This is a genomic window from Dactylosporangium sucinum, assembly GCF_014647515.1.
Classification (GTDB): domain Bacteria; phylum Actinomycetota; class Actinomycetes; order Mycobacteriales; family Micromonosporaceae; genus Dactylosporangium; species Dactylosporangium sucinum.
Genome location: NZ_BMPI01000062.1, coordinates 51,383 through 71,433 on the forward strand (window position 1 = coordinate 51,383; position 20,051 = coordinate 71,433).

The following is a 20,051-nucleotide window of genomic DNA, read 5'->3' on the forward strand; positions in this document are numbered from 1 at the left end:
ATACACCCCGCACCGCCCCTCCAGGGAGGAACACCCATGGGCGAGCTTCGCCGCTCGGCTACTCGACGTTGTGTCACGATCGCAGCAGGCTTGGTGTTGAGCACGGCCCTCGCGGCCTGCGGTCAGAATGCCGGCGAATCGGCATCGGGTTCGTACCCGACGGAAACGGTCAAGCTCATGGTGCCGGCGGCCGCCGGTGGCGGTTGGGATTCCACCGCGCGGGCCATGCAGCAGGTCATCCAGAAGAAGAACCTGGTCGCCCACCCGGTCGAGGTCTTCAACGTCACGGGTGGCGGCGGCGCCACCGGTCTGGCCCAACTCCAGAAGGACAAGGGCGACCCGCACGCGCTGATGATGACCGGGCTGGTCATGATCGGGGCGCTCCAGCGGGCGAAGGCGCCCGTCTCGTTGAAGGACACCACGCCGATCGCCACCCTCACCGCCGAGGCCGAGGCCTTCGTCGTGCCGGCAAACTCGAAGTACAAGACCATCCAGGACGTCGTCACCGCCTACAAGCAGGACCCCACGTCGGTCACGTTCGGCGGCGGCACCGCCGGTGGTTCCGACCACCTCGTCACGGCGCAACTCCTCAAAGCAGCCGGCGCCGACACGAGCAAGCTGAAGTACGTCGCGTATTCGGGCGGCGGCGAGGCCACCGCAGGCATCCTGTCCGGCGACGTGGCGGTCGGGGTCTCGGGCGTCAGTGAGTTCGAGAGCCAGATCAAGTCCGGAGGCATGCGGCTGCTGGCCATCAGCACCGCCGATGCGCGGGAGGTGGGGGGCCGGCCGGCGCCGACCCTCAAGGAAGCCGGCTACGACGTCAACTTCAGCAACTGGCGTGCCCTCGTCGCCGCACCCGGGCTTTCCGACCGGGACAAGCAGGCGGTCATCGGTGTCATCGACAGCCTGCACAACACCCAGGAGTGGAAGGATCTGCTCGCGACCAACGGCTGGACCGACTTCTACAAGACGGGTGACGCTGCCCAGCAGTACATCAAGGACGAGACGCAGCGCGTCGAACAGCTGTACAAGGATCTCGGGCTGTGAGCCACCCAGACTCGACGAACATCGATTCCCCGGGCCGCGCGGACGCTGCCGCGCGGCCCGGGGAGGGCACCGAGCAAGATGAGGAGCCCGTCAACGCCACGACCTCGCCGGTCGGTCCTCTCCTGATGGGAGTGGCCATGCTGGCCTTCGGCGCGCTCATGCTCACGCAGACATTCAAGATCAGCGGAGACGGACTGGAACCCGATGGTCCCCGTTTCCTGCCCTTCATTGTCGCGTCGCTGTGGGTGGTGCTGGCACTCACGTACCTCGGGCAGCAGATCCGGCGATTCATCGAACGGACCGGCAGCCTGCCGGCCGAGCGGTTCACGCACATGCTGGGTGCGACCGCTCTGGTCGCACTGCTCGTGGTCTACGCCTACGCGCTGGATTCGCTCGGTTACGTGATCGCCACCAGTCTGTTCTTCGCGGGTGCGGCCCGGGCCATGGGCTCTCGCCAGCCGACCCGTGACCTGGTCGCCGCGGTCGCACTGTCGTTGCTGGTGTACCTCAGTTTCACCCGCGCCCTCGGCGTGCATCTCCCGGAGGGGGTCCTGGGGCTGTGAACTCCTTCGCTGACCTGCTCGGCGGGTTCGGGACGGTACTGTCCCCGGAGAACTTGCTGTTCGCGGTGATCGGGGTGACGCTCGGCACGCTGGTCGGGGTGCTGCCCGGGATCGGCCCGGCGGTGACCATCGCCCTGCTGCTACCGGTCACCTACAACTTCGACAACCCGATCCCCGCTTTCATCATGTTCGCCGGCATCTACTACGGCGCCATGTACGGCGGGTCAACGACGTCGATCCTGCTCAACACGCCCGGGGAATCGGCATCCGTCGCGACCGCCATCGAGGGCCACGAGATGGCCAAGCGCGGCCAGGCCCGGGCCGCGCTCGCGACCGCCGCGATCGGCTCCTTCGTCGCCGCACTGATCTCGACCGCCCTACTGGCTCTCGTCGCCAAGCCCCTGGCCGGCATCGCCGTCTCGTTCCGCGCCACGGACTACTTCGCGCTCATGATCCTGGCGCTGGTCACGGTGACCTCGCTGGTCGGCCGCTCGCTGGTGCGTGGACTGTCGTCGCTGCTGCTCGGGATCTCGCTGGGTTTCGTCGGCCTCGACGGGGTCTCCGGCGAGCCGCGCTTCACCTTCGACAACCCGATGCTGTTCAACGGGATCGACTCCGTGCTGCTCATCATCGGTCTGTTCGCGATCGGCGAGACGCTGTACGTCCTGGTGAAGGGCCGCACCCGCCCGGGCTCGGTGGCACCGCTCGAACCTGTGTCCGGCGGGTTCATGTGGCTCAGCCGCGACCAGTGGCGTCGCTCCTGGGCGCCGTGGCTACGGGGCACCGCCTTCGGCTTCCCCTTCGGGGTGCTGCCGTCCGGCGGCGCGGAGCTGCCGACCTTCCTGTCGTACTCCTACGAGAAGCAACGCTCGCGCGGCCGCAAAGAGTTCGGCAAAGGCGCCATCGAAGGCGTCGCCGGACCGGAGGCAGCCAACAACGCCTCCTTCTCCGGCGTCCTGGTGCCGCTACTGACGCTGGGCTTGCCGACCTCCGCGACAGCCGCGGTGATGCTGGCCGCATTCAAGATCTTCAGATTGCAGCCGGGACCGCAGCTGTTCGACAAGTCGTCGGACCTGGTCTGGGCTCTGATCGCATCACTGTTTGTCGGGAACGTGATGCTGCTCGCGCTCAACCTTCCGCTCATCCGGCTCTGGGTGAAGGTGCTGGAGATCCCGCGGCCGCTGCTCTACGCCGGCATTCTCGTGTTCGCCACGCTCGGGATCTACTCCGTGTCCGGAGCGATCACCGACATCCTGATCGCCTACGCCATCGGTGTCGTCGGCTTTCTGATGCGGCAGTTCGACTTCCCGATCGCTCCCACAATCCTGGGCGCCATTCTGGGGCCGGAGCTGGAGGACCAGTTCCGCCGGGCGCTCAGTATCGGCAACGGTGACCTGACCGTGTTCCTGCGGCGGCCCCTCACGGTTGCCATCCTGCTGCTGGCCCTGGTGGCGCTGGTGCTTCCCTACGCGCCGCGGATCGTGGCCCGGCTGCGCGGCCGGAAGACCGTGGGCGCCGGCAAACTGGCCTTCGCTGACGAGGACTGAGAGGACGGCCATGCCGGCTGGCGAGAAAACGATCGTCGTGGGCTATACGCCCACACCACCCGGCCAGGCAGCACTTCGAGCCGCCATCCAAGAGGGCCGGCTACGAAACGCATCCCTGGTTGTCGTGAACGTGAGCCGGGGCGACGCCTACGTCGACCACAACCTGGCCGACCACGAGCACTTCGAGGGTATCGAAGGCCTGCTCGTCGAGTCGGGCCTGCAGTACCGGGTGGTGCAGGAGGTCGGCCGGGGGGAACCGGCTGAGGAGATCTTGCGGGTCGTGGAGGAGGCGAATGCGGTGCTGGTCGTCATCGGGCTCCGGCACCGGACCCGGGTCGGCAAGTTCCTGCTCGGCAGCACCGCCCAGGAGATCCTGCTCGATGCGCCATGCCCGGTACTGAGCGTCAAGGCATAGCTTCGACCATGGCGCGCGTCCATGACGATGGTCAAGCCGGTCTCAAGGGCTGTTAGGGGGTGCTCAACCGCGGGTCCAGGGTGTTCCCAACCCGTATGATGCCGCCTGGGCCCCACCAACCGGCAGAGTCCGTGGAGAGCCGGATGCGATGAACGTCGCGCGTCCGGTTCGGCGAGCGGCCTGGAGAAACGGACCGGTGACAACACCGAAACCGCGCCCACCGCCGGATCGACTGCGGACAGCCCGTTGAGGCAGCTGGTGATCCGACCCGGATCGTCCGTGGCCGGCAGGCTCTGTCCGAGCCGGAAATCGCCCGCACTGTCCCCGGTGTTTGAACGAGTAGACACACAACAGCGCCGTATCCGCACCGCTGCGGACCAGGTCGCCGCTCCTACGCATGAACAGCACGACCGGCCGGAGCCGCCGATCGGCACCTATCGCGGCGTGCCGGAACCAGCGAGGGCCTCCCCGCGCATCAACCACGACCACAGCGACGAGACAGGACCGCACAGAAAACTTCCCGCGATAGCCAGCCAGCACCCCGTCCTGCCCACCCACCGACCGGCGGCGGCTGGCCGATGGTGAGGCCGGCCCGGCGTCGAACGGCCTGTCCGGTACCGGCTGCCGGGCAGTCGGAACGCCGAGCTCGTTGTGCTGGCCGTGGTGCGGTGAGGAGGGGCCTGGTTGGCCGACCCGATCGTCTGGCGGACAGCGTGCAGGAGCGGCCGTCAGGGGCGTGGTGCTTCGTTGCGGTACGCGGGCCGCGCGACCTCGATTGCCGTTCGTTGAGCCAGGCTTCTGCGATGCGGTCGCGGTAGCCCCTTTCCCGACCAGGATCAGCCCATCGGGGTGGTGGAACATGGCTGGCTGCAGCGAGACGAGGTCGGTGAGGATGTCGCGTTCGTCGGCCTGCCGGTCCTGCTGGCCTGCCTGTGGGGCACGGTCGAAACCCTGGCCGAGTTCCTGCCGAACCTGGTCTAGAACCGACGGGAGTGTGAGGCGCAGTAGCCGCAGCCGGCCAAGTGGGAGCGTTAACGGTCTCGCGGGAGGTGCCGCACTGCACCGGTGTCGAGTCGGCGATGCGGACCGGGTGCTGCCACAGATCGGTATCGGCGGCGAGCACGGCGATGCAATGCGCGAGCCGGGTACCCAGGGTGCGGCGCCCGCGCTGCGCGGGTTCGGCGCTGTATTGAGTTATGCTTACGCCTACTCTGTGAATATCGTCGTGCGGGCGGTGAACCGCGAAAGGAGGCAGGCGTGGCAGACGGTAACGGCATGCGCGCGCCTTCTCCGACCGAGCGTCTGCTGGCCATGTTCAACGGCCACCGGCTGTCGCCGATTCAACGGCGGATCGCACAGTACCTGCTCGACCATATGCCCGAGGCGGCGTTCCTATCGAGCGTCGAGGTCGCTGAACGCGTCGAGGTGAGCCAACCATCGGTCACCCGGTTTGCGGTGACCTTGGGCTTCTCCGGCTATCCCGCGCTGCGCGAGGCGCTGCGCCCGATCGCGTTGAGCGCGCCGGACAGTCCGGAGGACATCCGGCGCAACGGCCTGCAGGCGGCCGTGGATGGCGAGATCCGTCACCTGACAGCGCTGCGCGACATGCTCGCCGATCCCGGCCCGGTGCTCAAGCTCGGTCGCGAGCTGTCCGCATCGACGCCGCTTACCGTGCTCGGCACCCGGATTTCCGGCCCGCTCGCCGCGTACTTCGCCTATGGCGCCAAGCGGATCCACCCGGACATCCGCCTGGCCGGTTCCGGTAGTGCGGTCAATGACGATCTACTGCAGTCGCGCGAGGCCGGCGGCACGTGGGTGCTCGCCTTCGCCATGCCGAGGTACGCCGCCGAGCTCCGCGCCGCGCTGAAGTGTGCCCGCGAGCTCGGGTTGCGCACCGCTGTCATCACCGACGTGCTGATGCCGTTTGCCAGCGACGTCGACGTGCTGCTCTCAGCCGGTGTCGGCTCGCGCCTGGTCTTCGACTCGTACGCCGCGCCGATGGTCCTGGCCACGGTCCTGTTACAGGCGATGGCCGACGCCGACCCCGACCGCACCCAGCGGCGGCTGGACGCGTACGAGCAGCTGGCCGAGCGGCACGGGTTCTTCGCCCCGGGCTGAGCGGATCGGTCGGATCGGTCTAAAACGGTCCGGATCACTTCAGATCAGCCCAGGAAATCCGCAAGGAATGGGCCTGCGTCGGTGTCCTGGGCGGTGGCGAGCAGGGTGGCGGCGGCCGCGACGTCGATGTCGAGCGGACGGTCCACGGTCTGCTCGGGTAGCACACCGGCGGCGAGGTCGTAGGCGTCGCGCAACGGCCCGGGGGCGAGCACCGCGCTGCGCATCCGCAACGCGCGGACCGCCGCGACGAGCTCGACCGCGAGGATCACCCGGTAGGCCGCCACGGCCTGAGTGGTGTTGCGGGCCGCCTGCGCTGAGAACGGCGCGTGCTCCTCCAGTCCGCGGGACACGACGGCGGTGGCGAGTGCGGCCGGCAGCGCGCATTGGCGTAGGTCGGCGAGTGCCGACTGGGCCACGTACTCCAAAATCATCAGGCCGGATGACCCGGCGGGACCGCTGGCCAGGAATGGGGTCAGTCCGGTGATCGCGGGCTCGAGCAGAGTCGTGGTGCGGGCGACCGACAGCGCCGCGGTCTGGTACAGCGCGATGCGCAGCGAGTCCAGAGCCAGACCCAGGTGCGCCATGTGGAAGTTCGCGTTGTGCAGGACCCGGGCACCCGCCACGTCCACCAGCGGGTTCTCGCCAGCGGAGTTGAGCTCGACCGAGAGCGTGCGGTCGAGGACCTGGGCCGCGTCGACGGCAGATCCGTGCACCTGCGGGAGGGCCCGGTAGCTGTACGGGTCTTGGATCCGGGCGAACCACGTCCGTTGTCCGTTGAGCAGCCGCCGGAGTTGCGCCGCGACCACCTGCTGACCGGGGTGAGGGCGGGCCTGGTGAACGAACTCGTCGTACGCCTCCGGGTTGCCCTCCGTGCCGAGGAAAGCGAGCGCGCCGACTACGGTGGCGGCGGCCAGCAGGTCGCTGAGGTTCGCGCAGGCCAGCGCTGCTTCCCCGATCAATGCCGCGTTCGAGCTGACGAACCCGAGGGCGTCGGCCGGGTCGAACTGCAACGGCGGCAACTGCCCGCCCCGCCATGGCAGCTCGCCCAGCAGGCACAGCGCGGTACAGGCCAGCGCGGTCAGGTCACCGGTGCCGATGCCGCCGAACGTGTACGCGGTGGGCGCCAACCCGCGGTTGAGCGCCTCCGTCAGGGCGGTGAGTACCTCGGGACCGACCCCGGAGCCACCGGCCGCGAGCTGGTTGACCCGAACGACGAGCATCGCGCGAGCGATCACCGGGTCGAGCGTGGGACCAGCCCCTGCCGCGTGGCTGCGGAGCAGCCGCATGCCGTGCGTGTCGCCGGCCGGCTCATCCACCGTCACAGGGACCAGCCGGTTGGCGCCGACGCCGGTGGTGCGCCCGTAGACCTGCCCCCGGGCGGCCAGCTCCTTGACCATCATGTGGGCGGCAGCCGCGCGATGGAGACCGGCGGCATCCACCTGCACCGTGGCCTTGTCCTGGGCAATGCTGCGGACCTCGGCGCAGGTGAGCCCGACGCCGTCGATCAGCACGTCTGGCTGCGACATAGCTTCTCCTCGGTGGGTGCCCGCACCGTTGGCCGGCCGCATGGGCGACGGGGCCGTAGATGTCGGGCGGGTAAAACCTCTGGGCCATTATCTTGACAAGTTCTTCATGGAACAAGAGCATGAATACATCCATTCACGGTCGGCTGTTGCGGAGATGCCTTGATCACATTTTCCGAGGTCACCAAGCGCTACCCGGACGGCACCGTCGCTGTCGACGAGCTCAGCCTGGAAATTCCCGCGGGAAAGATCACGGTTTTCGTCGGCCCGTCCGGCTGTGGGAAGACCACGACGCTACGAATGATCAATCGGATGGTCGAGCCCAGTTCCGGCACGATCCGACTCGACGGCGAGAACATCAGCGCGTCCGACCCGCCGACGCTGCGCCGGCGCATCGGCTACGTCATCCAGCACGGCGGACTCTTTCCACATCGGACGGTCGTGGACAACGTCGCCACCGTCCCCTACCTGCTGGGTTGGGACCGCCGCAAGGCCCGTCGCCGGGCGATGGAACTCCTCGATCTCGTCGGCCTGCCGGCATCGTTCGCCAAGCGGTACCCGTATCAGCTCTCCGGCGGCCAGCAGCAGCGGGTCGGTGTTGCCCGGGCGCTCGCCGCGGATCCGCCGGTCATGCTCATGGACGAGCCGTTCAGCGCCGTCGATCCGGTAGTGCGCAAGAGCCTGCAGGAGGAGTTGGTCCGGCTGCAGGCCGAGCTGCACAAGACCATCGTCTTCGTGACCCACGACATCGACGAGGCGGTCCGGCTCGGCGACCAGGTCTGCGTGCTGAAGGTGGGCGGCCGGATCGGCCAGTACGACACCCCGGCGAACCTGCTCGCTGCCCCGGCCGACGACTTCGTCGCGCAGTTCCTCGGCGAGGACCGGGGCGTACGGCGGCTCGCCTTCCTCAGCTCCGATGGGTTGCCACTGACCACTGACCGCCTTGTCGCTGCGGGCACAATGCCGGCCGGGCTTGAGTGGGCGCTCGTCGTCGACGCCGACGGTCGCCCGGCAGGCTGGGCAACCGCCGGCGATCCGGACCTGCGGCCCTGCGCGCGTACCTTCACTGTCGGCGTCGACTCGCTGCGTTCCGCCCTGGACAGCGCGATCCTCAACCCATCCGGGATCGCTGTCGGCGTCGATGCCGATGGCCGCGTCGTCGGGCTCGCCGATCAGGCCGAGATCACCCTGCGGCTGCGCATGCCGGTGGCGACGCGGTGACCTGGGACTGGCGGTGGAGCTGGATCGGCAGCCACGTCGACCTGCTCGCCGAGTTGCTCACTCAGCACGTCTACCTGGCGCTGCTGCCGGTGCTGCTCGGCCTGGCGATCTCTCTGCCACTCGGGCTCTGCTGCGTTCGCTGGCCCCGCATCTACCCGCTCGTGCTGGCCGTCACGAGCACCCTGTACGCCCTGCCGTCGCTGGCCCTGTTCGTGGTGCTCATCAAATACACCGGGTTCAGCGGGTGGACCGTCATCATTCCGCTGACCATCTACACCCTGGCAGTGCTGGTCCGCAACGTCGTCGACGGGCTTCGGTCGGTCCCCGAACACGTGCGGCAAGCCGCGGTCGCCATGGGCTTTTCACCGGTGCGGCGCCTCGTGCAGGTGGATCTGCCGGTGGCGGTGCCGGTGGTGTTCGCCGGGCTGCGGGTGGCCACGGTGGCCAACATCAGCCTGGTGAGCATCGGCGCGCTGATTGGCATCAGCGGCCTGGGGCAGCTGTTTGTCGACGGCATCCAGCGCAACTTCCCCACGCCCATCGTGGTCGGCATCGTGCTCACGGTCGCGCTGGCGGTGCTTGCTGACGCGGTGCTGGTGCTGCTCCAACGCGTGCTCACCCCGTGGAGCCGGACCGGGAAGGCCCGATCATGAACCTCGTGCAACTCGTGCTGGACTGGTTCCTGCAGCCGGCTCAGTGGTCCGGCCCGGACGGCATCCCCAACCGGGTGGGCGAGCACCTCTACTACTTCGGCCTGGCCCTGCTGATCGCCATGGCGTTGGCGGTGCCACTCGGCCTGCTGATCGGACACACCGGCCGGGCCGGATTCCTCGTGGTGAACCTGGGCAACGCGGCTCGAGCACTGCCCACCCTGGGTCTGGTTGGGCTGGCCGTGGTGGCGTTCGGCATCGGTCTCGTGCCGACCCTGGTCCCGCTGGTCGCGCTCGCCGTCCCACCGATCCTGGTCAACACGTACGAAGGGATCCGGCAGGTCGACGCGGAACTGCGCGACGCCGCGAAGGGGGTCGGCATGACCGGCCGGGAGGTCCTGCTGCAGGTCGAGATCCCGGTCGCGCTGCCGCTGATCATCCTCGGTCTGCGGACCGCAGCCATCCAGATCGTGTCCACCGCCACCATCGCGGCCTACGTGGGGCTCGGCGGGCTCGGTCGCTTTATCTTCGACGGCCTCGCCCGGCGGGAGTACGAGGTCATGGTCGGCGGCGCGGTCCTGGCCGTTCTGCTGGCGCTGCTTACCGAAGCCATCTTCACGCTGCTCGCCCGGCTCATCGTCGCCCAGGGCGTACGCCAGCGGGCAACCGTACGGTAATCACCGGATCCCCGAGAGGACTCCCAAGCAATGAGATTCAGCATCCGTACCGTTGGCGCCGTTGCCGGCGTGACCGCGCTCATGGCGCTGGCCGCCTGCGGCGGGGGCGGCAGCTCCAATCCGCTCGACGCTGCTGCCGGCGGCGACGCGGGCTCGGTCGTGGTGGGCTCCGCCAACTTCCAGGAGAACGTGCTCCTCGGCGAAATCTACGCGCAGGCCATCGAGGCCAAGGGAGTGAAGGTCACCCGGCAGTTCAACATCGGCGCCCGGGAGATCATCTACGACCAGATCAAGTCCGGCAGGATCTCCATCCTGCCGGAGTACAACGGCGCGCTCCTGGCGTACCTCGACAAGGACGCCACCGCGACCAGCACTAGCGAGGTCAACACGGCGCTGGCCGTCAAGCTGCCGGCCGAACTCGAGCTACTCAACTCTGCGGCCGCGGAGGACAAGGACGCGGTCGTGGTTTCCAGCGAGACGGCGGCCAAGTACAAGCTCAAGACACTCGGAGACCTCGGGCCGGTCGCCAAGGACCTTGTGCTCGGCGGACCCCCGGAGTTCAAGACCCGTAACCAGGGCGTGGTCGGGCTCGCCAGCGCGTACGGCATCCAGTTCAAGGAGTTCAAGTCGCTGGACACCGCAGGTCCGATCACCGTGGCGGCGCTGAAGAAGGGTGACGTCCAGGCGGCGAACCTCTTCACCACCGACCCAGCGGTGCCGGAGAACGGGTTCGTTGTGCTCGAGGACCCGAAGAACCTGTTCAGCTCGCAGAACGTCACTCCGCTGGTGAACAAGGCCAAGGTCAACGACACGGTCCGCGGCGTTCTCAACGCGCTCTCCGCGAAGCTCGACACGACCACGCTCGCCGCGCTCGACAAGAAGGTGCAGAGCGACAAGCAGGACGTCGAAGCGGTCGCCAAGGCATGGCTGAAGGAACAGGGGCTGGTGTGACCGTGAATGGGGATCGTCCGGTGCGGGCGGCGCGTGGCGCCGCCCGCACCGCCCGCGGCTGGCCGCAGGAGGCCGCGGTGCGTATGCTGCACAACAACCTCGACCCGGAGGTGGCCGAGCGACCCGATGACCTGGTGGTGTATGGGGGGACCGGCAAGGCGGCGCGGGACTGGCGGTCGTTCGACGCGATCGTGCGGACGCTGACCGGGCTGGGCGACGACGAGACGATGTTGGTGCAGTCGGGACGCCCGGTGGGGGTGTTCCGGACGCACGAGTGGGCGCCCCGGGTGCTCATCGCCAACTCGAACCTGGTCGGCGACTGGGCGACGTGGCCGGAGTTCCGCCGGTTGGAGAAGCTTGGCCTGACGATGTACGGCCAGATGACCGCCGGGTCGTGGATCTACATCGGGACCCAGGGAATCCTCCAGGGCACGTACGAGACGTTCGCGGCGGTGGCCGCGAAACGGTTCGGTGACACGTTGGCGGGCACGTTGACGTTGACGGCGGGCTGCGGCGGAATGGGTGGTGCCCAGCCGCTCGCGGTCACCATGAACGGCGGTGCCTGCCTGATCGTCGACGTGGACCCGTCCCGGCTGGCCCGCCGGGTCGAGCACCGGTACCTGGACACGGTCGCGCCGTCGCTGGACGAGGCGGTGGCGCTCGTCACGGCGGCCAAGCGGGAGCGCCGGGCGCTGTCCGTGGGGGTGGTGGGCAACGCGGCCACGGTGTTCCCGGAGCTGCTGCGCCGCGGCCTCGAGATCGACATCGTCACCGACCAGACCAGCGCGCACGACCCGCTGGCATACCTGCCGGAGGGCGTGGAACTGGGCGACGCCGGGGACTACGCGGCCGCCAAGCCCGAGGAGTTCACCGGCCGGGCGCGAGCCTCGATGGCGAAGCACGTCGAGGCGATGGTCGGGTTCCTCGACGCTGGCGCGGAGGTGTTCGACTACGGCAACTCGCTGCGCGGTGAGGCGCAGTTGGGCGGCTACACGCGGGCGTTCGCGTTTCCCGGCTTCGTGCCCGCGTACATCCGGCCGCTGTTCTGCGAGGGCAAGGGCCCGTTCCGGTGGGCGGCGCTGTCCGGCGATCCGGCCGACATCGCCGCGACCGACCGCGCGGTGCTGGACCTCTTCCCGGAGAACGAGTCCCTGGCCCGCTGGATCAGGCTCGCCGGCGAACGGGTCGCGTTCCAGGGCCTGCCGGCCCGGATCTGCTGGCTCGGGTATGGCGAGCGGGACCGCGCCGGAGTCCGCTTCAACGAGATGGTCGCCGCCGGCGAGCTGTCCGCTCCCGTCGTGATCGGCCGGGACCATCTCGACTGCGGATCGGTCGCCTCGCCGTACCGGGAGACCGAGGCGATGGCCGACGGCTCGGACGCGATCGCCGACTGGCCGCTGCTCAACGCACTGGTGAACACGGCGTCCGGCGCGTCCTGGGTGTCCATCCACCATGGCGGCGGCGTCGGCATCGGACGCTCCATCCACGCCGGACAGGTATGCGTCGCCGACGGCACCGCACTTGCCGGGCAAAAGATCGAACGGGTGCTCACCAACGATCCCGGCATGGGCGTCATCCGCCACGCCGACGCGGGCTACGAACTCGCCACCGAGGTCGCGCGGGAACGAGGGGTCCGGGTGCCGATGACCAGCGAGGAGACCGCGTGAGGAACGCCGTCAGCGGCTTCGAGGAGATGTGGGCGCAGCAGCCGCCGCTCGGCCGGCACCCGGTCACGGGCGCCTATCGCCGGTTCTCCTGGACCCCGGCCGACCTGGAGTGCCGGGCCTGGTGCACCGATCAGGCGCAGGCCCGCGGGCTGACCGTGCATACCGACCGCAACGGCAACCTGTGGGAGTGGTGCGGCTCGCCCGGCCCGGGTGCCGTGGTCGCCGGGTCGCACCTGGACTCCGTACCTGACGGCGGCGCCTTCGACGGACCACTCGGCGTGGTCAGCGCCCTGCACGCCCTCACCGATGTGCTTGAGGACCTGGCGTGCCGACGGTGAACCTGTGGTGGGCAGAGCACGCATTGCTGCCGACCGGTCCGGCCGCGCAGGTACTGATCGAGACGACGGGAGAGCGGATCACCACCGTACGCCCGGGAGTGCCGCCGCCGTCTGAAGCGACCAGACTGGCCGGGCTCACGATGCCCGGGCTGGCCAACGCCCACTCGCACGCTTTCCACCGGGCGCTACGCGCCCGCACCCAGGCCGGCCGGGGCACGTTCTGGACCTGGCGCGAGCAGATGTACAAGGTCGCCGACCGGCTCACCCCGGAGCGCTACCACTCGCTCGCCCGCGCGGTGTACGCCGAGATGGCGCTCGCCGGGATCACCTGTGTCGGCGAATTTCACTACCTGCACCACGGTCCCGGCGGCACCCCGTACGCAAGGAGCACCACGATGGCCGAGGCGCTCGTCGCCGCCGCGGACGAGGCCGGAATCCGGATCACCCTGCTCGACACGTGCTACCTCACCGGTGGGCTCGGCCAGCCGCTCGCCGGGCCGCAGCTGCGCTTCGGTGACGGTAACGCCGACCGGTGGGCGTCGCGGGCCGGCGAGCTCGCCGCGGCGCTGCGGGAGCGCCCCAACGCCCGTTGCGGCGCCGCCCTGCACTCGGTGCGCGCGGTGCCCCGCGACCGAATGAACACGGTTGTAGCCTGGGCCGACGAACACGCCGCCCCGCTGCACGTGCACCTGTCCGAGCAGCGGGCCGAGAACGAGGCGTGTCTCTCGGAGTACGGCGCCACGCCCACCCAGATCCTCGCCGAGGCCGGGGCGTTGACCCCCCGTACTTCGGTGGTCCACGCCACCCACCTCACCGATCGGGACATCGCGCTGATCGGCGCCGCCCGCGCCTCGACGTGTATGTGCCCGACCACCGAACGCGACCTCGCGGACGGGATCGGCCGGGCCGTCGAACTCAACGGTGCTGGCTCCCCGATCACCCTGGGCAGCGACAGCCACGCCGTGATCGACCTGTTCGAGGAGGCCCGCGGTGTCGAACTGAACGAGCGGCTGCGCACCGAGGAGCGCGGCCACTGGGCCGCCGCTGACCTGTTGCGTACCGCCACCGCGAACGGCCACGCCGCGCTCGGCTGGGCGGATGCCGGGCGGCTCGCCGAGCGTGGGCTCGCCGACTTCGTCACCATCGCGGTGGACACGCCCCGGCTGGCCGGATTCCGGTCCGCCACCGCCGCGGAGTCGGTGGTCTTCGCCGCGATCGCTGCCGACGTCCGTCACGTCGTGGTCGGCGGCCGGTTCGTGGTCCGCGACTTCACGCACCTGCTCGTGCCTGAGGTACCGCGGGCGTTGGACCACGCAATCACCGACGTGACCGGATGAGCAACGGGTAACCGGTGTCTCTCGACGGAGAACGTCATGACACCGGCCCGACAGGAATGACGGCGTTGGATGTCCTCCAGACCCAACGTAGCGATGGGATGGTCACGCGAGTTGGTTAGGCCCGAGATCGAGGGGTCAGTGCCGGATCAAACGTGCATGGCCGTGACCCGCTCGATCGCTCGGGCGAGCCGGTCGACCGCTTCGTTGATGCCACTGTCGGCGAGATTGCCGTAGCCGACGACCAGTGTCGACTCGGCCGGTTCGGTTGCGGTGTGGTAGTCGGCGAGATTGCCAACGCGCACACCGTCCCTCGCGGCGAGCGCAACCACGTCGGCCGCGTCAGCGTCCTCGAGATGGAGCAGCAGGTGCAGTCCGGCCGCCGCGCCTGACACGCGAGCGCTGGGCAGTTTCTGGGACAGTTCAGCCATGAGCGAGTCGCGGCGGGTCCGGTAGCGCCGCCGACTTGCCCGAAGATGGCGGTCATAGACGCCGTTCTCAAGGAGCGCAGCGAACGCGAGCTGGTCGAGCACCGGCGGAGGCAGTTCCATCGGGTTGGCCGTCCGGATCGCGGTGGCCCAGCGGGGTGGAACGGTGAACCAGCCGATGCGCAACGCTGGGGAGAGCGTCTTGCTGAGTGAGCCGAGCAGGGCCACCCGGGCGGGTGCCATGCCTTGCATGGCGGCGACTGGACGGCGATCGTATCGGAAGTCTGCATCCTTGTCGTCTTCCAGGATGATGCCGTCGACCGCGTCCGCCCAAGCGATGAGCTCGGCGCGGCGGGTCGGCGCGAGGACGGTGCCGGTGGGGAACTGGTGTGAGGGGGCCACGACCACCGCCTGGATCCGCGGCTGCGTGCGCAACGGGTCGACCTGCAGCCCGTCTCCGTCGACATCGATCGGGACGGGCACGAGCCCAGCGTCGTTGATGGCTTTGCGAGTCCCTGGCCAGCCGGGCTCTTCGACGGCGACGTGGGTGACGCCGCAGGCTCGCAGGGCCCGGGCGATCCGCGTGACTGCGTCGGTCGTGCCTGCACAAATGGTGGTGTCGTTGGGCGTCACCGCCGCGCCACGTGAGCGCACAAGGTGCTGGGCGAGGGTCCGTCGCAGGTCCCGGTGTCCGGCGGGCTCCAAATGGCCGAAGTCTGGATGTGGGGCCCGCAGGCCGACCCGGTGTACTGCCGCCGACCAGTGCTGGCGGGGAAATGCCCGTAGGTCCGGCAGCCCAGGGGCGAAGTCGAAGCGAGGAAGCGGTGGCAGCGGCGCCAGCGGCGCGGTTCGGGTCGCGGCGCTCCCGGCGCTCGAACGCACGCGGGTGGCGGACCCGGCACGCGACTCAAGGTAACCTTCGGCGGCCAATTGCGCGTATGCCTCGGTGACAACCCATCGGGAGCAGCCCAGGTCGGCGGCGAGGGTGCGGCTCGGCGGGAGCGTGCTGCCGGCCGGGAGCCGCCCGCTGGCGATCGCGGCGCGGACGGCCCGGCGTAGCCGGTCGTGCAACGGTCCAGCCATCTGCTCGTCTAGAAGCAGCAACACTTCCCGGGCAGAATTGGACTGGTTTTTCGACACAGCATTGGACGGTACTCCCATTCCAACGTTCCCTACGGTGGCTGTGACCGCCACTCGAGGGAGCCGCTCATGGTGACGTCCCCAACGCCTAGCCTGGTCGCCTGTGACCTCGACGGGACAATCGTCCGTAACGATGGCACCATCTCCGCCCGAACCGTTGCGGCGTTCGAAAGGATCGATCGGGCGGGCGCACGCTTCGTCCTGGTCACCGGCCGACCGCCGCGACTGATGGGTGCCGTTGCCAAGGCATTCCGTCACCGGGGCACGGCGATCTGCGCCAACGGCGCGCTCATCTACGACCTGTACCGCGAGAAGGTCATCGACAAGCACCTCATCCCTCCGGCGCGCCTCGCCGAGGCGGCCCGGCTGCTGCGCTCGACTGTCGGCGGGATCGGTCTGGCCGTCGAATACGCCGACGCACTCGCCGGCGATGCCCGCTATGAGCCGGGCTCATGGGACGCCGGGGTCACCCTCCAGCGGCTCAGCGACGCCGAGTTGTTCGGTCGCCCCGCACCCAAGCTCCTGGGCCGCCACCCAGTGCTCTCCGCCGACGAGTTGCTGCGGCTCACGGCGCCCGTCCTCGCGGGAATCGTCACCGTTTACCATTCGAACGGACTGCGACTGGTCGAGGCGACGGCCGCAGGTGTAAGCAAGGCTTCGGCCGTGGCAGACCTGGCGGCGCGCTACGACGTCGACCCAGCCGAGGCCGTGGCGTTCGGGGACATGCCCAACGACCTGTCAATGCTCGCCTGGGCGGGGACCTCGTACGGCGTCGCCAACGCACATCCCGATGTGCTCGCCACGGTCGACTGGGTCATCGGCGCAAACGATGACGACGGCGTCGCCGAAGTTCTCGAGCAACTCTTTCCGGTACCGTCATGAGCAGTCCGGTGGCGAGGGAGCGCTGGGCGGTCGCGGCGGTGTTCGCGGTGCACGGCACGGTGCTCGGGACATTCGCGTCGCGGCTGCCGTGGATCGCCGATCACCTCCGCCTGGGCGCAGGACAGCTCGGCCTGGCGTTGTCGATGATCTCGGTCGGCGTGCTCGTGGCGACCCCGCTGGCCGGCCGGTTCGTCCAGCGGTTCGGCGGCCGGACCTCGACGATGATGACGCTGGCGGCGTGGTGCACCGCACTGGCCCTGCCGGCGCTGTCCCAGAACGTGATGGTCTTCGGAACGCTTCTGCTTGTGTTCGGGATGACCAGCGGGACCGCGGACATGGCGATGAACGCACAGGGTATCGAGGTGGAGAAGCGGCTCGGCAAGTCGATCATGTCAGGGCTGCACGGATCGTGGAGCGTCGGGGTGCTCGTGGCGGCGTTCGCCGGCTCGCTGTTCGCGCGGGCTCGGGTCGACGCACGCGTCCATTTCGCAGTGACGGCGGGCGGGTTGCTGGTGGTCGGTCTGATCGCCGCAGCCAGGTTGAGCGGGCCGCCCGCGACCGTGGACCGGCCGGGACAGCAACGGGTGCCCTGGTTTTGTCTGCCGAAGGGGCGTGTTCTACTCATCGGACTGGTCGGCTTCTGCGCGGTCTTTCCGGAGGTCGCCGCCCACGAGTGGTCGGCCATTTTCATGCGAAGAGTTCTGGGCGCCGACGAGGCCTCGGCGGCTCTGGCGACGAGCGTGTTCGCCTTGACGATGACCGGCGGTCGGCTCGGCGGGGACCTCGTGGTCCGGTGGTTCGGCGCCGGCCGGACGGTGCGGATCTGCGGGCTGGTCGGGGCCACCGGAGCGCTGCTCGTCGTCGTCGCCCACACGGAGCTGCTGGCTATGGCTGGGTTCATGTTGATCGGGGCGGGCGTCTCGGTCGTCGTGCCGCTGTCATTCGCCGCCGCCGGACACGCCGCGGCCAGCCCGGCGGTGGGTGTCGCCGGCGTGGCGACGGTCAGTTACGGCGCCGGGCTAGCAGCTCCCAGCGTCATCGGCGGGGTGGCGGCGGCGAGTTCCCTGCGTTGGTCGTTCATGGTGGTGGCGATCCTCGCCGGGCTGGTCGCCGCAGCAGCCGGCCTGCTCGACCAGCGCCCGGAGCGCACCGGAGCCGAGCGGACCACATCGGACTTCGATCTATTGCGGTGAGGGTCGCCATCCGACGTCCGCCCACCCATGCCGGGTATCGCACCACCCGAGTCCGCGGATGTCGGCAGCTGACAGGGCTGGAAGCACCACGTCCCTGGACCGAAGGCGCCGACTTTTCGCAGGGAACCTTCCGGCTTCGCCGTGGGTGGGTGTAGTTGAGGAAGGGAGCGCTGGTGTCCAACGCGGAACACATCGGCGGAATCTACGCGGGGTCTTTCCAACGTCTCGTGGTTCAGGTGTATGCGGTGACCGGCGACCTCGCCGAAGCGCATGAGGCAGTACAGGAAGCGTTCGTGCGGGCGCTCACCACGCCGAAGCGATTCGGTCGCCTGCAGAATCCGGAAGCTTGGCTGCGTCACGTAGCCATCAACGTCAGCCGCACCCGGCATCGGCGACGCCGGATGCTGGAGGTCCTGCTGCGCCGGATAGGCCCACCACCAGACGTCCCCGACCCGAATCCACAGCACATCGCGCTGATGGCCGCGCTGCGCCGGCTTCCCGCCGGGCAGCGGCACGCGATCGCCCTGCATTACCTCGCTGATCTGCCCATCGACGAGGTCGCGCTGACGCTCGGCGTGTCGACCGGCACGGTGAAGTCCCGGCTTTCACGCGGCCGGGTGGCGCTCGCGGTGCTGCTCACCGATCTGAACCTCGATAGGAGCCAGCATGTCTGACGACCCGAATCGTTTCGTCGACGACCTCCGTCACGCCTTCAATGCCAGTGCCGTGGCCCAGGCCGTTCGGCAGCCCGCCCTGGCCGAACTCGACGCGCGGACCGCCGCTCGTCGGCGCATACGCAGGGCGGGCATCGCCTTGGCGCTCGTTCCGCTACTGGGCGCCGCGGTGATCATGCCGTCCACCGCCGGTGGACCTGGCCCCGACCGGCCAGACCTCGAGGACGTGCAGGGTGTGCAACAGCTGGTGTTCTTCTCCCCGACGGATGCAGTCGCGGCGCGGGAAGTCGACTGCGCAATGCGGTTCACCGTCACCACGGACGGCGGTCGAACCTGGTCACCTGAGCAGGCAACGCGTGAGCCGCTTGCCTGCCCGACCGATCCACTCACGCGTCCGAGCACGCTGCCGGGGTTGCAGATTCTGAATATGCGGACGTACCGCGTCAAGGTTGACGACACCTGGCAGCTCACGAGTGATGGCGGTGCGACCTGGCAGCCGGCCGCGTCGGCCGTCACGATGGTGGACGCGTTTCCGCCCGGCGCGACGGTTGTCGACTGCGGCATGCAATGTGCAAGTCTCCCGGCCGCCCCGTTCGCGATCGACGCCGCCTCCGGCGCAGTGTTCCAGCTGCGGCTCACCGAGCTGGCCGGGCGGACGGTCGTCGCCTACACCATGGCTGGCGAGCGCCTATGGGCCCTGCTGGCCGGTTCGGGCGAGCTCGATTCGTCCTTTCGGATCGCGTGGAGCACCGACCGTGGCGCGACCTGGCAGAGCCGGTCGTTCGAACCCGACGACATGCCGTCCGGGGTGGCCGCCGGGCCCGACAACAAGGCATACGTGGCGTTCGCCCGACGTAACGCCGCCGACCCGGCCGAGCGCCTCCTGCAAACGACCGACGGTGGCAGCACGTGGTCGACGACGGTGACCGACCTGTCAAGCAACGGCGGCACAACCTGGCCGCTGACTGTCGCCACCGACGGGACTCTCTTGACCGTCGAGGCTGCGGGGTCCATGCGAACGAGCCGCGACGGCGCCCACTTCGCCCGCGGGCCGGTCGCCCTCATCACCGGCGGCACGCCCGGCTCTGACGCCCGTCATGGGTTGGTCTGGCAATGGGATCAGGGGCGACCCGGCACCGCGTATGTGACGGGCAACGGCAGAACCTGGTCGGAGGTGCCGCTGCCATCATGACGGCGACAGGCTCGGTCGCCGGTCGTTGGATCAGCGTGGCGACCTGTACGCGCTGGGCGCGACGCGATAGGAGCTAGCCACAGGTGCGCCGCCGCTTCGGTTCTGGCACCCCGTTGCGCGCCGCCGCGCCGGCATGCTGTCTCCGTGTGCAGGCGGATCAGCGGCGCGTCGAGGGCGGGATCGTCGCCGGTCGTGCCAGCGATGGCGTTGATCTCGGCGAGCCGCGTGTCGGCAAGGGCGCGGCGGGTGCTCTGCAGTCGTTTCGGCTTCGCGACCTTGAGCGCTGGGTTCTGCGCCTCGGTGAGGTAGCCGTCCGCGACCGCCCGGCGGTACAGGCACCGCAGTGCGGTGATCATGTTCTCGGCGCTGCTGTGTCCGCCTCGTCCGTTGCTGCGGAGAACGCGGGCCGCTTTCACCTCCTCGACGAGCGATTCGATCTCCGACGCTTTGATGTCGTCGAGCTGCGGTCGGCCCATTTTTCATGCGCGCGT

19 protein-coding genes and 2 pseudogenes are annotated in these 20,051 nt (G+C 69.2%); 17 read left to right on the forward strand and 4 right to left on the reverse strand.

Annotated features, from left to right (window positions below; all coding sequences use genetic code 11):
• Nucleotides 1-36 precede the first annotated feature (36 nt).
• From IEZ31_RS42880 to IEZ31_RS42895, 4 genes are read left to right on the forward strand one after another with little or no spacing between them, the layout of a single operon-like run.
• Nucleotides 37-1,047 (forward strand): Bug family tripartite tricarboxylate transporter substrate binding protein, encoded by a 1,011-nt coding sequence (locus IEZ31_RS42880; RefSeq protein WP_190255879.1) that lies wholly within the window; start codon nt 37-39, stop codon nt 1,045-1,047.
• A complete protein-coding gene (locus IEZ31_RS42885; RefSeq protein ID WP_190255880.1) occupies nt 1,044-1,610 on the forward strand; it encodes a tripartite tricarboxylate transporter TctB family protein in 567 nt (188 codons plus the stop codon). The genes IEZ31_RS42880 and IEZ31_RS42885 overlap by 4 nt, the downstream gene beginning before the upstream one ends.
• Nucleotides 1,607-3,157, forward strand: a complete 1,551-nt coding sequence (locus IEZ31_RS42890; RefSeq protein WP_190255881.1) for a tripartite tricarboxylate transporter permease — start codon at nt 1,607-1,609, stop codon at nt 3,155-3,157. The genes IEZ31_RS42885 and IEZ31_RS42890 overlap by 4 nt, the downstream gene beginning before the upstream one ends.
• 10 nt (nt 3,158-3,167) lie before the next feature.
• The gene (locus tag IEZ31_RS42895; RefSeq protein ID WP_190255882.1) at nt 3,168-3,572 is read left to right on the forward strand and encodes a universal stress protein; all 405 of its coding nucleotides are present in this window, start codon (nt 3,168-3,170) and stop codon (nt 3,570-3,572) included.
• 731 nt (nt 3,573-4,303) lie between these two features.
• Here IEZ31_RS42895 and IEZ31_RS60040 read toward each other — a convergent pair.
• Nucleotides 4,304-4,484: pseudogene (locus IEZ31_RS60040) on the reverse strand (IS982 family transposase); the annotation flags it as partial.
• Nucleotides 4,485-4,545: 61 nt separating this feature from the next.
• Nucleotides 4,546-4,719: pseudogene (locus tag IEZ31_RS60045) on the reverse strand (IS982 family transposase); the annotation flags it as partial.
• Nucleotides 4,720-4,847: 128 nt separating this feature from the next.
• On the opposite strand from IEZ31_RS60045, the gene IEZ31_RS42905 reads away from it, so the two are divergent.
• Nucleotides 4,848-5,690, forward strand: a complete 843-nt coding sequence (locus IEZ31_RS42905) for a MurR/RpiR family transcriptional regulator (RefSeq protein WP_190255901.1) — start codon at nt 4,848-4,850, stop codon at nt 5,688-5,690.
• Between the two features lie 44 nt (nt 5,691-5,734).
• Here the strand turns inward: IEZ31_RS42905 and IEZ31_RS42910 are convergent, their stop codons facing one another.
• Complete coding sequence (locus IEZ31_RS42910) at nt 5,735-7,216, reverse strand: aromatic amino acid ammonia-lyase (protein ID WP_190255883.1); 1,482 nt, start codon at nt 7,214-7,216, stop codon at nt 5,735-5,737.
• A 159-nt stretch (nt 7,217-7,375) separates the two neighbouring features.
• On the opposite strand from IEZ31_RS42910, the gene IEZ31_RS42915 reads away from it, so the two are divergent.
• From IEZ31_RS42915 to IEZ31_RS42945, 7 genes are read left to right on the forward strand one after another with little or no spacing between them, the layout of a single operon-like run.
• Entirely contained in the window at nt 7,376-8,434 is a 1,059-nt protein-coding gene (locus IEZ31_RS42915) for an ABC transporter ATP-binding protein (protein ID WP_190255884.1), read from the forward strand.
• Nucleotides 8,431-9,087 carry an ABC transporter permease gene (locus IEZ31_RS42920; protein WP_190255885.1) on the forward strand — a complete coding sequence of 219 codons (657 nt, stop codon included), beginning with the start codon at nt 8,431-8,433 and terminating at the stop codon, nt 9,085-9,087. The genes IEZ31_RS42915 and IEZ31_RS42920 overlap by 4 nt, the downstream gene beginning before the upstream one ends.
• Complete coding sequence (locus IEZ31_RS42925) at nt 9,084-9,761, forward strand: ABC transporter permease (protein ID WP_190255886.1); 678 nt, start codon at nt 9,084-9,086, stop codon at nt 9,759-9,761. Before IEZ31_RS42920 ends, IEZ31_RS42925 begins: the two co-directional genes overlap by 4 nt.
• A 30-nt stretch (nt 9,762-9,791) precedes the next feature.
• Nucleotides 9,792-10,712 carry an ABC transporter substrate-binding protein gene (locus IEZ31_RS42930; RefSeq protein WP_190255887.1) on the forward strand — a complete coding sequence of 307 codons (921 nt, stop codon included), beginning with the start codon at nt 9,792-9,794 and terminating at the stop codon, nt 10,710-10,712.
• Nucleotides 10,685-12,379, forward strand: coding sequence for a urocanate hydratase (gene hutU / locus IEZ31_RS42935; RefSeq protein ID WP_190255888.1), 1,695 nt, complete (start codon nt 10,685-10,687; stop codon nt 12,377-12,379). The genes IEZ31_RS42930 and hutU overlap by 28 nt, the downstream gene beginning before the upstream one ends.
• Entirely contained in the window at nt 12,376-12,717 is a 342-nt protein-coding gene (locus tag IEZ31_RS42940; RefSeq protein ID WP_190255889.1) for a hypothetical protein, read from the forward strand. Before hutU ends, IEZ31_RS42940 begins: the two co-directional genes overlap by 4 nt.
• Nucleotides 12,714-14,054, forward strand: coding sequence for a formimidoylglutamate deiminase (locus tag IEZ31_RS42945; RefSeq protein WP_190255902.1), 1,341 nt, complete (start codon nt 12,714-12,716; stop codon nt 14,052-14,054). The genes IEZ31_RS42940 and IEZ31_RS42945 overlap by 4 nt, the downstream gene beginning before the upstream one ends.
• Before the next feature lie 146 nt (nt 14,055-14,200).
• On the opposite strand, the gene pdxR is transcribed toward IEZ31_RS42945, so the two are convergent.
• Nucleotides 14,201-15,640, reverse strand: coding sequence for a MocR-like pyridoxine biosynthesis transcription factor PdxR (gene pdxR, locus IEZ31_RS42950; protein WP_190255890.1), 1,440 nt, complete (start codon nt 15,638-15,640; stop codon nt 14,201-14,203).
• A 48-nt stretch (nt 15,641-15,688) separates the two neighbouring features.
• On the opposite strand from pdxR, the gene IEZ31_RS42955 reads away from it, so the two are divergent.
• The 5 genes from IEZ31_RS42955 to IEZ31_RS57315 form a co-directional block, all read left to right on the forward strand.
• Nucleotides 15,689-16,501 carry an HAD family hydrolase gene (locus IEZ31_RS42955; RefSeq protein ID WP_190255891.1) on the forward strand — a complete coding sequence of 271 codons (813 nt, stop codon included), beginning with the start codon at nt 15,689-15,691 and terminating at the stop codon, nt 16,499-16,501.
• On the forward strand, nt 16,498-17,694 hold the full coding sequence (locus tag IEZ31_RS42960; protein WP_190255892.1) for an MFS transporter: 1,197 nt from the start codon (nt 16,498-16,500) through the stop codon (nt 17,692-17,694). The genes IEZ31_RS42955 and IEZ31_RS42960 overlap by 4 nt, the downstream gene beginning before the upstream one ends.
• Nucleotides 17,695-17,867: 173 nt before the next feature.
• Nucleotides 17,868-18,368: a sigma-70 family RNA polymerase sigma factor gene (locus tag IEZ31_RS42965; RefSeq protein ID WP_229836634.1), complete on the forward strand. Its 501-nt coding sequence runs from the start codon at nt 17,868-17,870 to the stop codon at nt 18,366-18,368.
• On the forward strand, nt 18,361-19,560 hold the full coding sequence (locus tag IEZ31_RS42970; protein WP_190255893.1) for a sialidase family protein: 1,200 nt from the start codon (nt 18,361-18,363) through the stop codon (nt 19,558-19,560). The genes IEZ31_RS42965 and IEZ31_RS42970 overlap by 8 nt, the downstream gene beginning before the upstream one ends.
• 146 nt (nt 19,561-19,706) lie before the next feature.
• Nucleotides 19,707-20,051: hypothetical protein (locus tag IEZ31_RS57315; RefSeq protein WP_229836636.1), on the forward strand; the 345-nt coding region annotated here is incomplete at its 3' end.

Coding starts and splice junctions, on each gene's coding strand:
- IEZ31_RS42895 (WP_190255882.1), top strand. CDS start 3,168: ATGCCGGCTGGCGAGAAAACGATCGTCGTGGGCTATACGCCCACACCA.
- IEZ31_RS42970 (WP_190255893.1), top strand. CDS start 18,361: ATGTCTGACGACCCGAATCGTTTCGTCGACGACCTCCGTCACGCCTTC.
- IEZ31_RS42910 (WP_190255883.1), bottom strand. CDS start 7,216: ATGTCGCAGCCAGACGTGCTGATCGACGGCGTCGGGCTCACCTGCGCC.
- pdxR (WP_190255890.1), bottom strand. CDS start 15,640: ATGGGAGTACCGTCCAATGCTGTGTCGAAAAACCAGTCCAATTCTGCC.
- IEZ31_RS42880 (WP_190255879.1), top strand. CDS start 37: ATGGGCGAGCTTCGCCGCTCGGCTACTCGACGTTGTGTCACGATCGCA.
- IEZ31_RS42930 (WP_190255887.1), top strand. CDS start 9,792: ATGAGATTCAGCATCCGTACCGTTGGCGCCGTTGCCGGCGTGACCGCG.
- IEZ31_RS42925 (WP_190255886.1), top strand. CDS start 9,084: ATGAACCTCGTGCAACTCGTGCTGGACTGGTTCCTGCAGCCGGCTCAG.
- IEZ31_RS42955 (WP_190255891.1), top strand. CDS start 15,689: ATGGTGACGTCCCCAACGCCTAGCCTGGTCGCCTGTGACCTCGACGGG.
- IEZ31_RS42905 (WP_190255901.1), top strand. CDS start 4,848: ATGCGCGCGCCTTCTCCGACCGAGCGTCTGCTGGCCATGTTCAACGGC.
- hutU (WP_190255888.1), top strand. CDS start 10,685: ATGGCTGAAGGAACAGGGGCTGGTGTGACCGTGAATGGGGATCGTCCG.
- IEZ31_RS42960 (WP_190255892.1), top strand. CDS start 16,498: ATGAGCAGTCCGGTGGCGAGGGAGCGCTGGGCGGTCGCGGCGGTGTTC.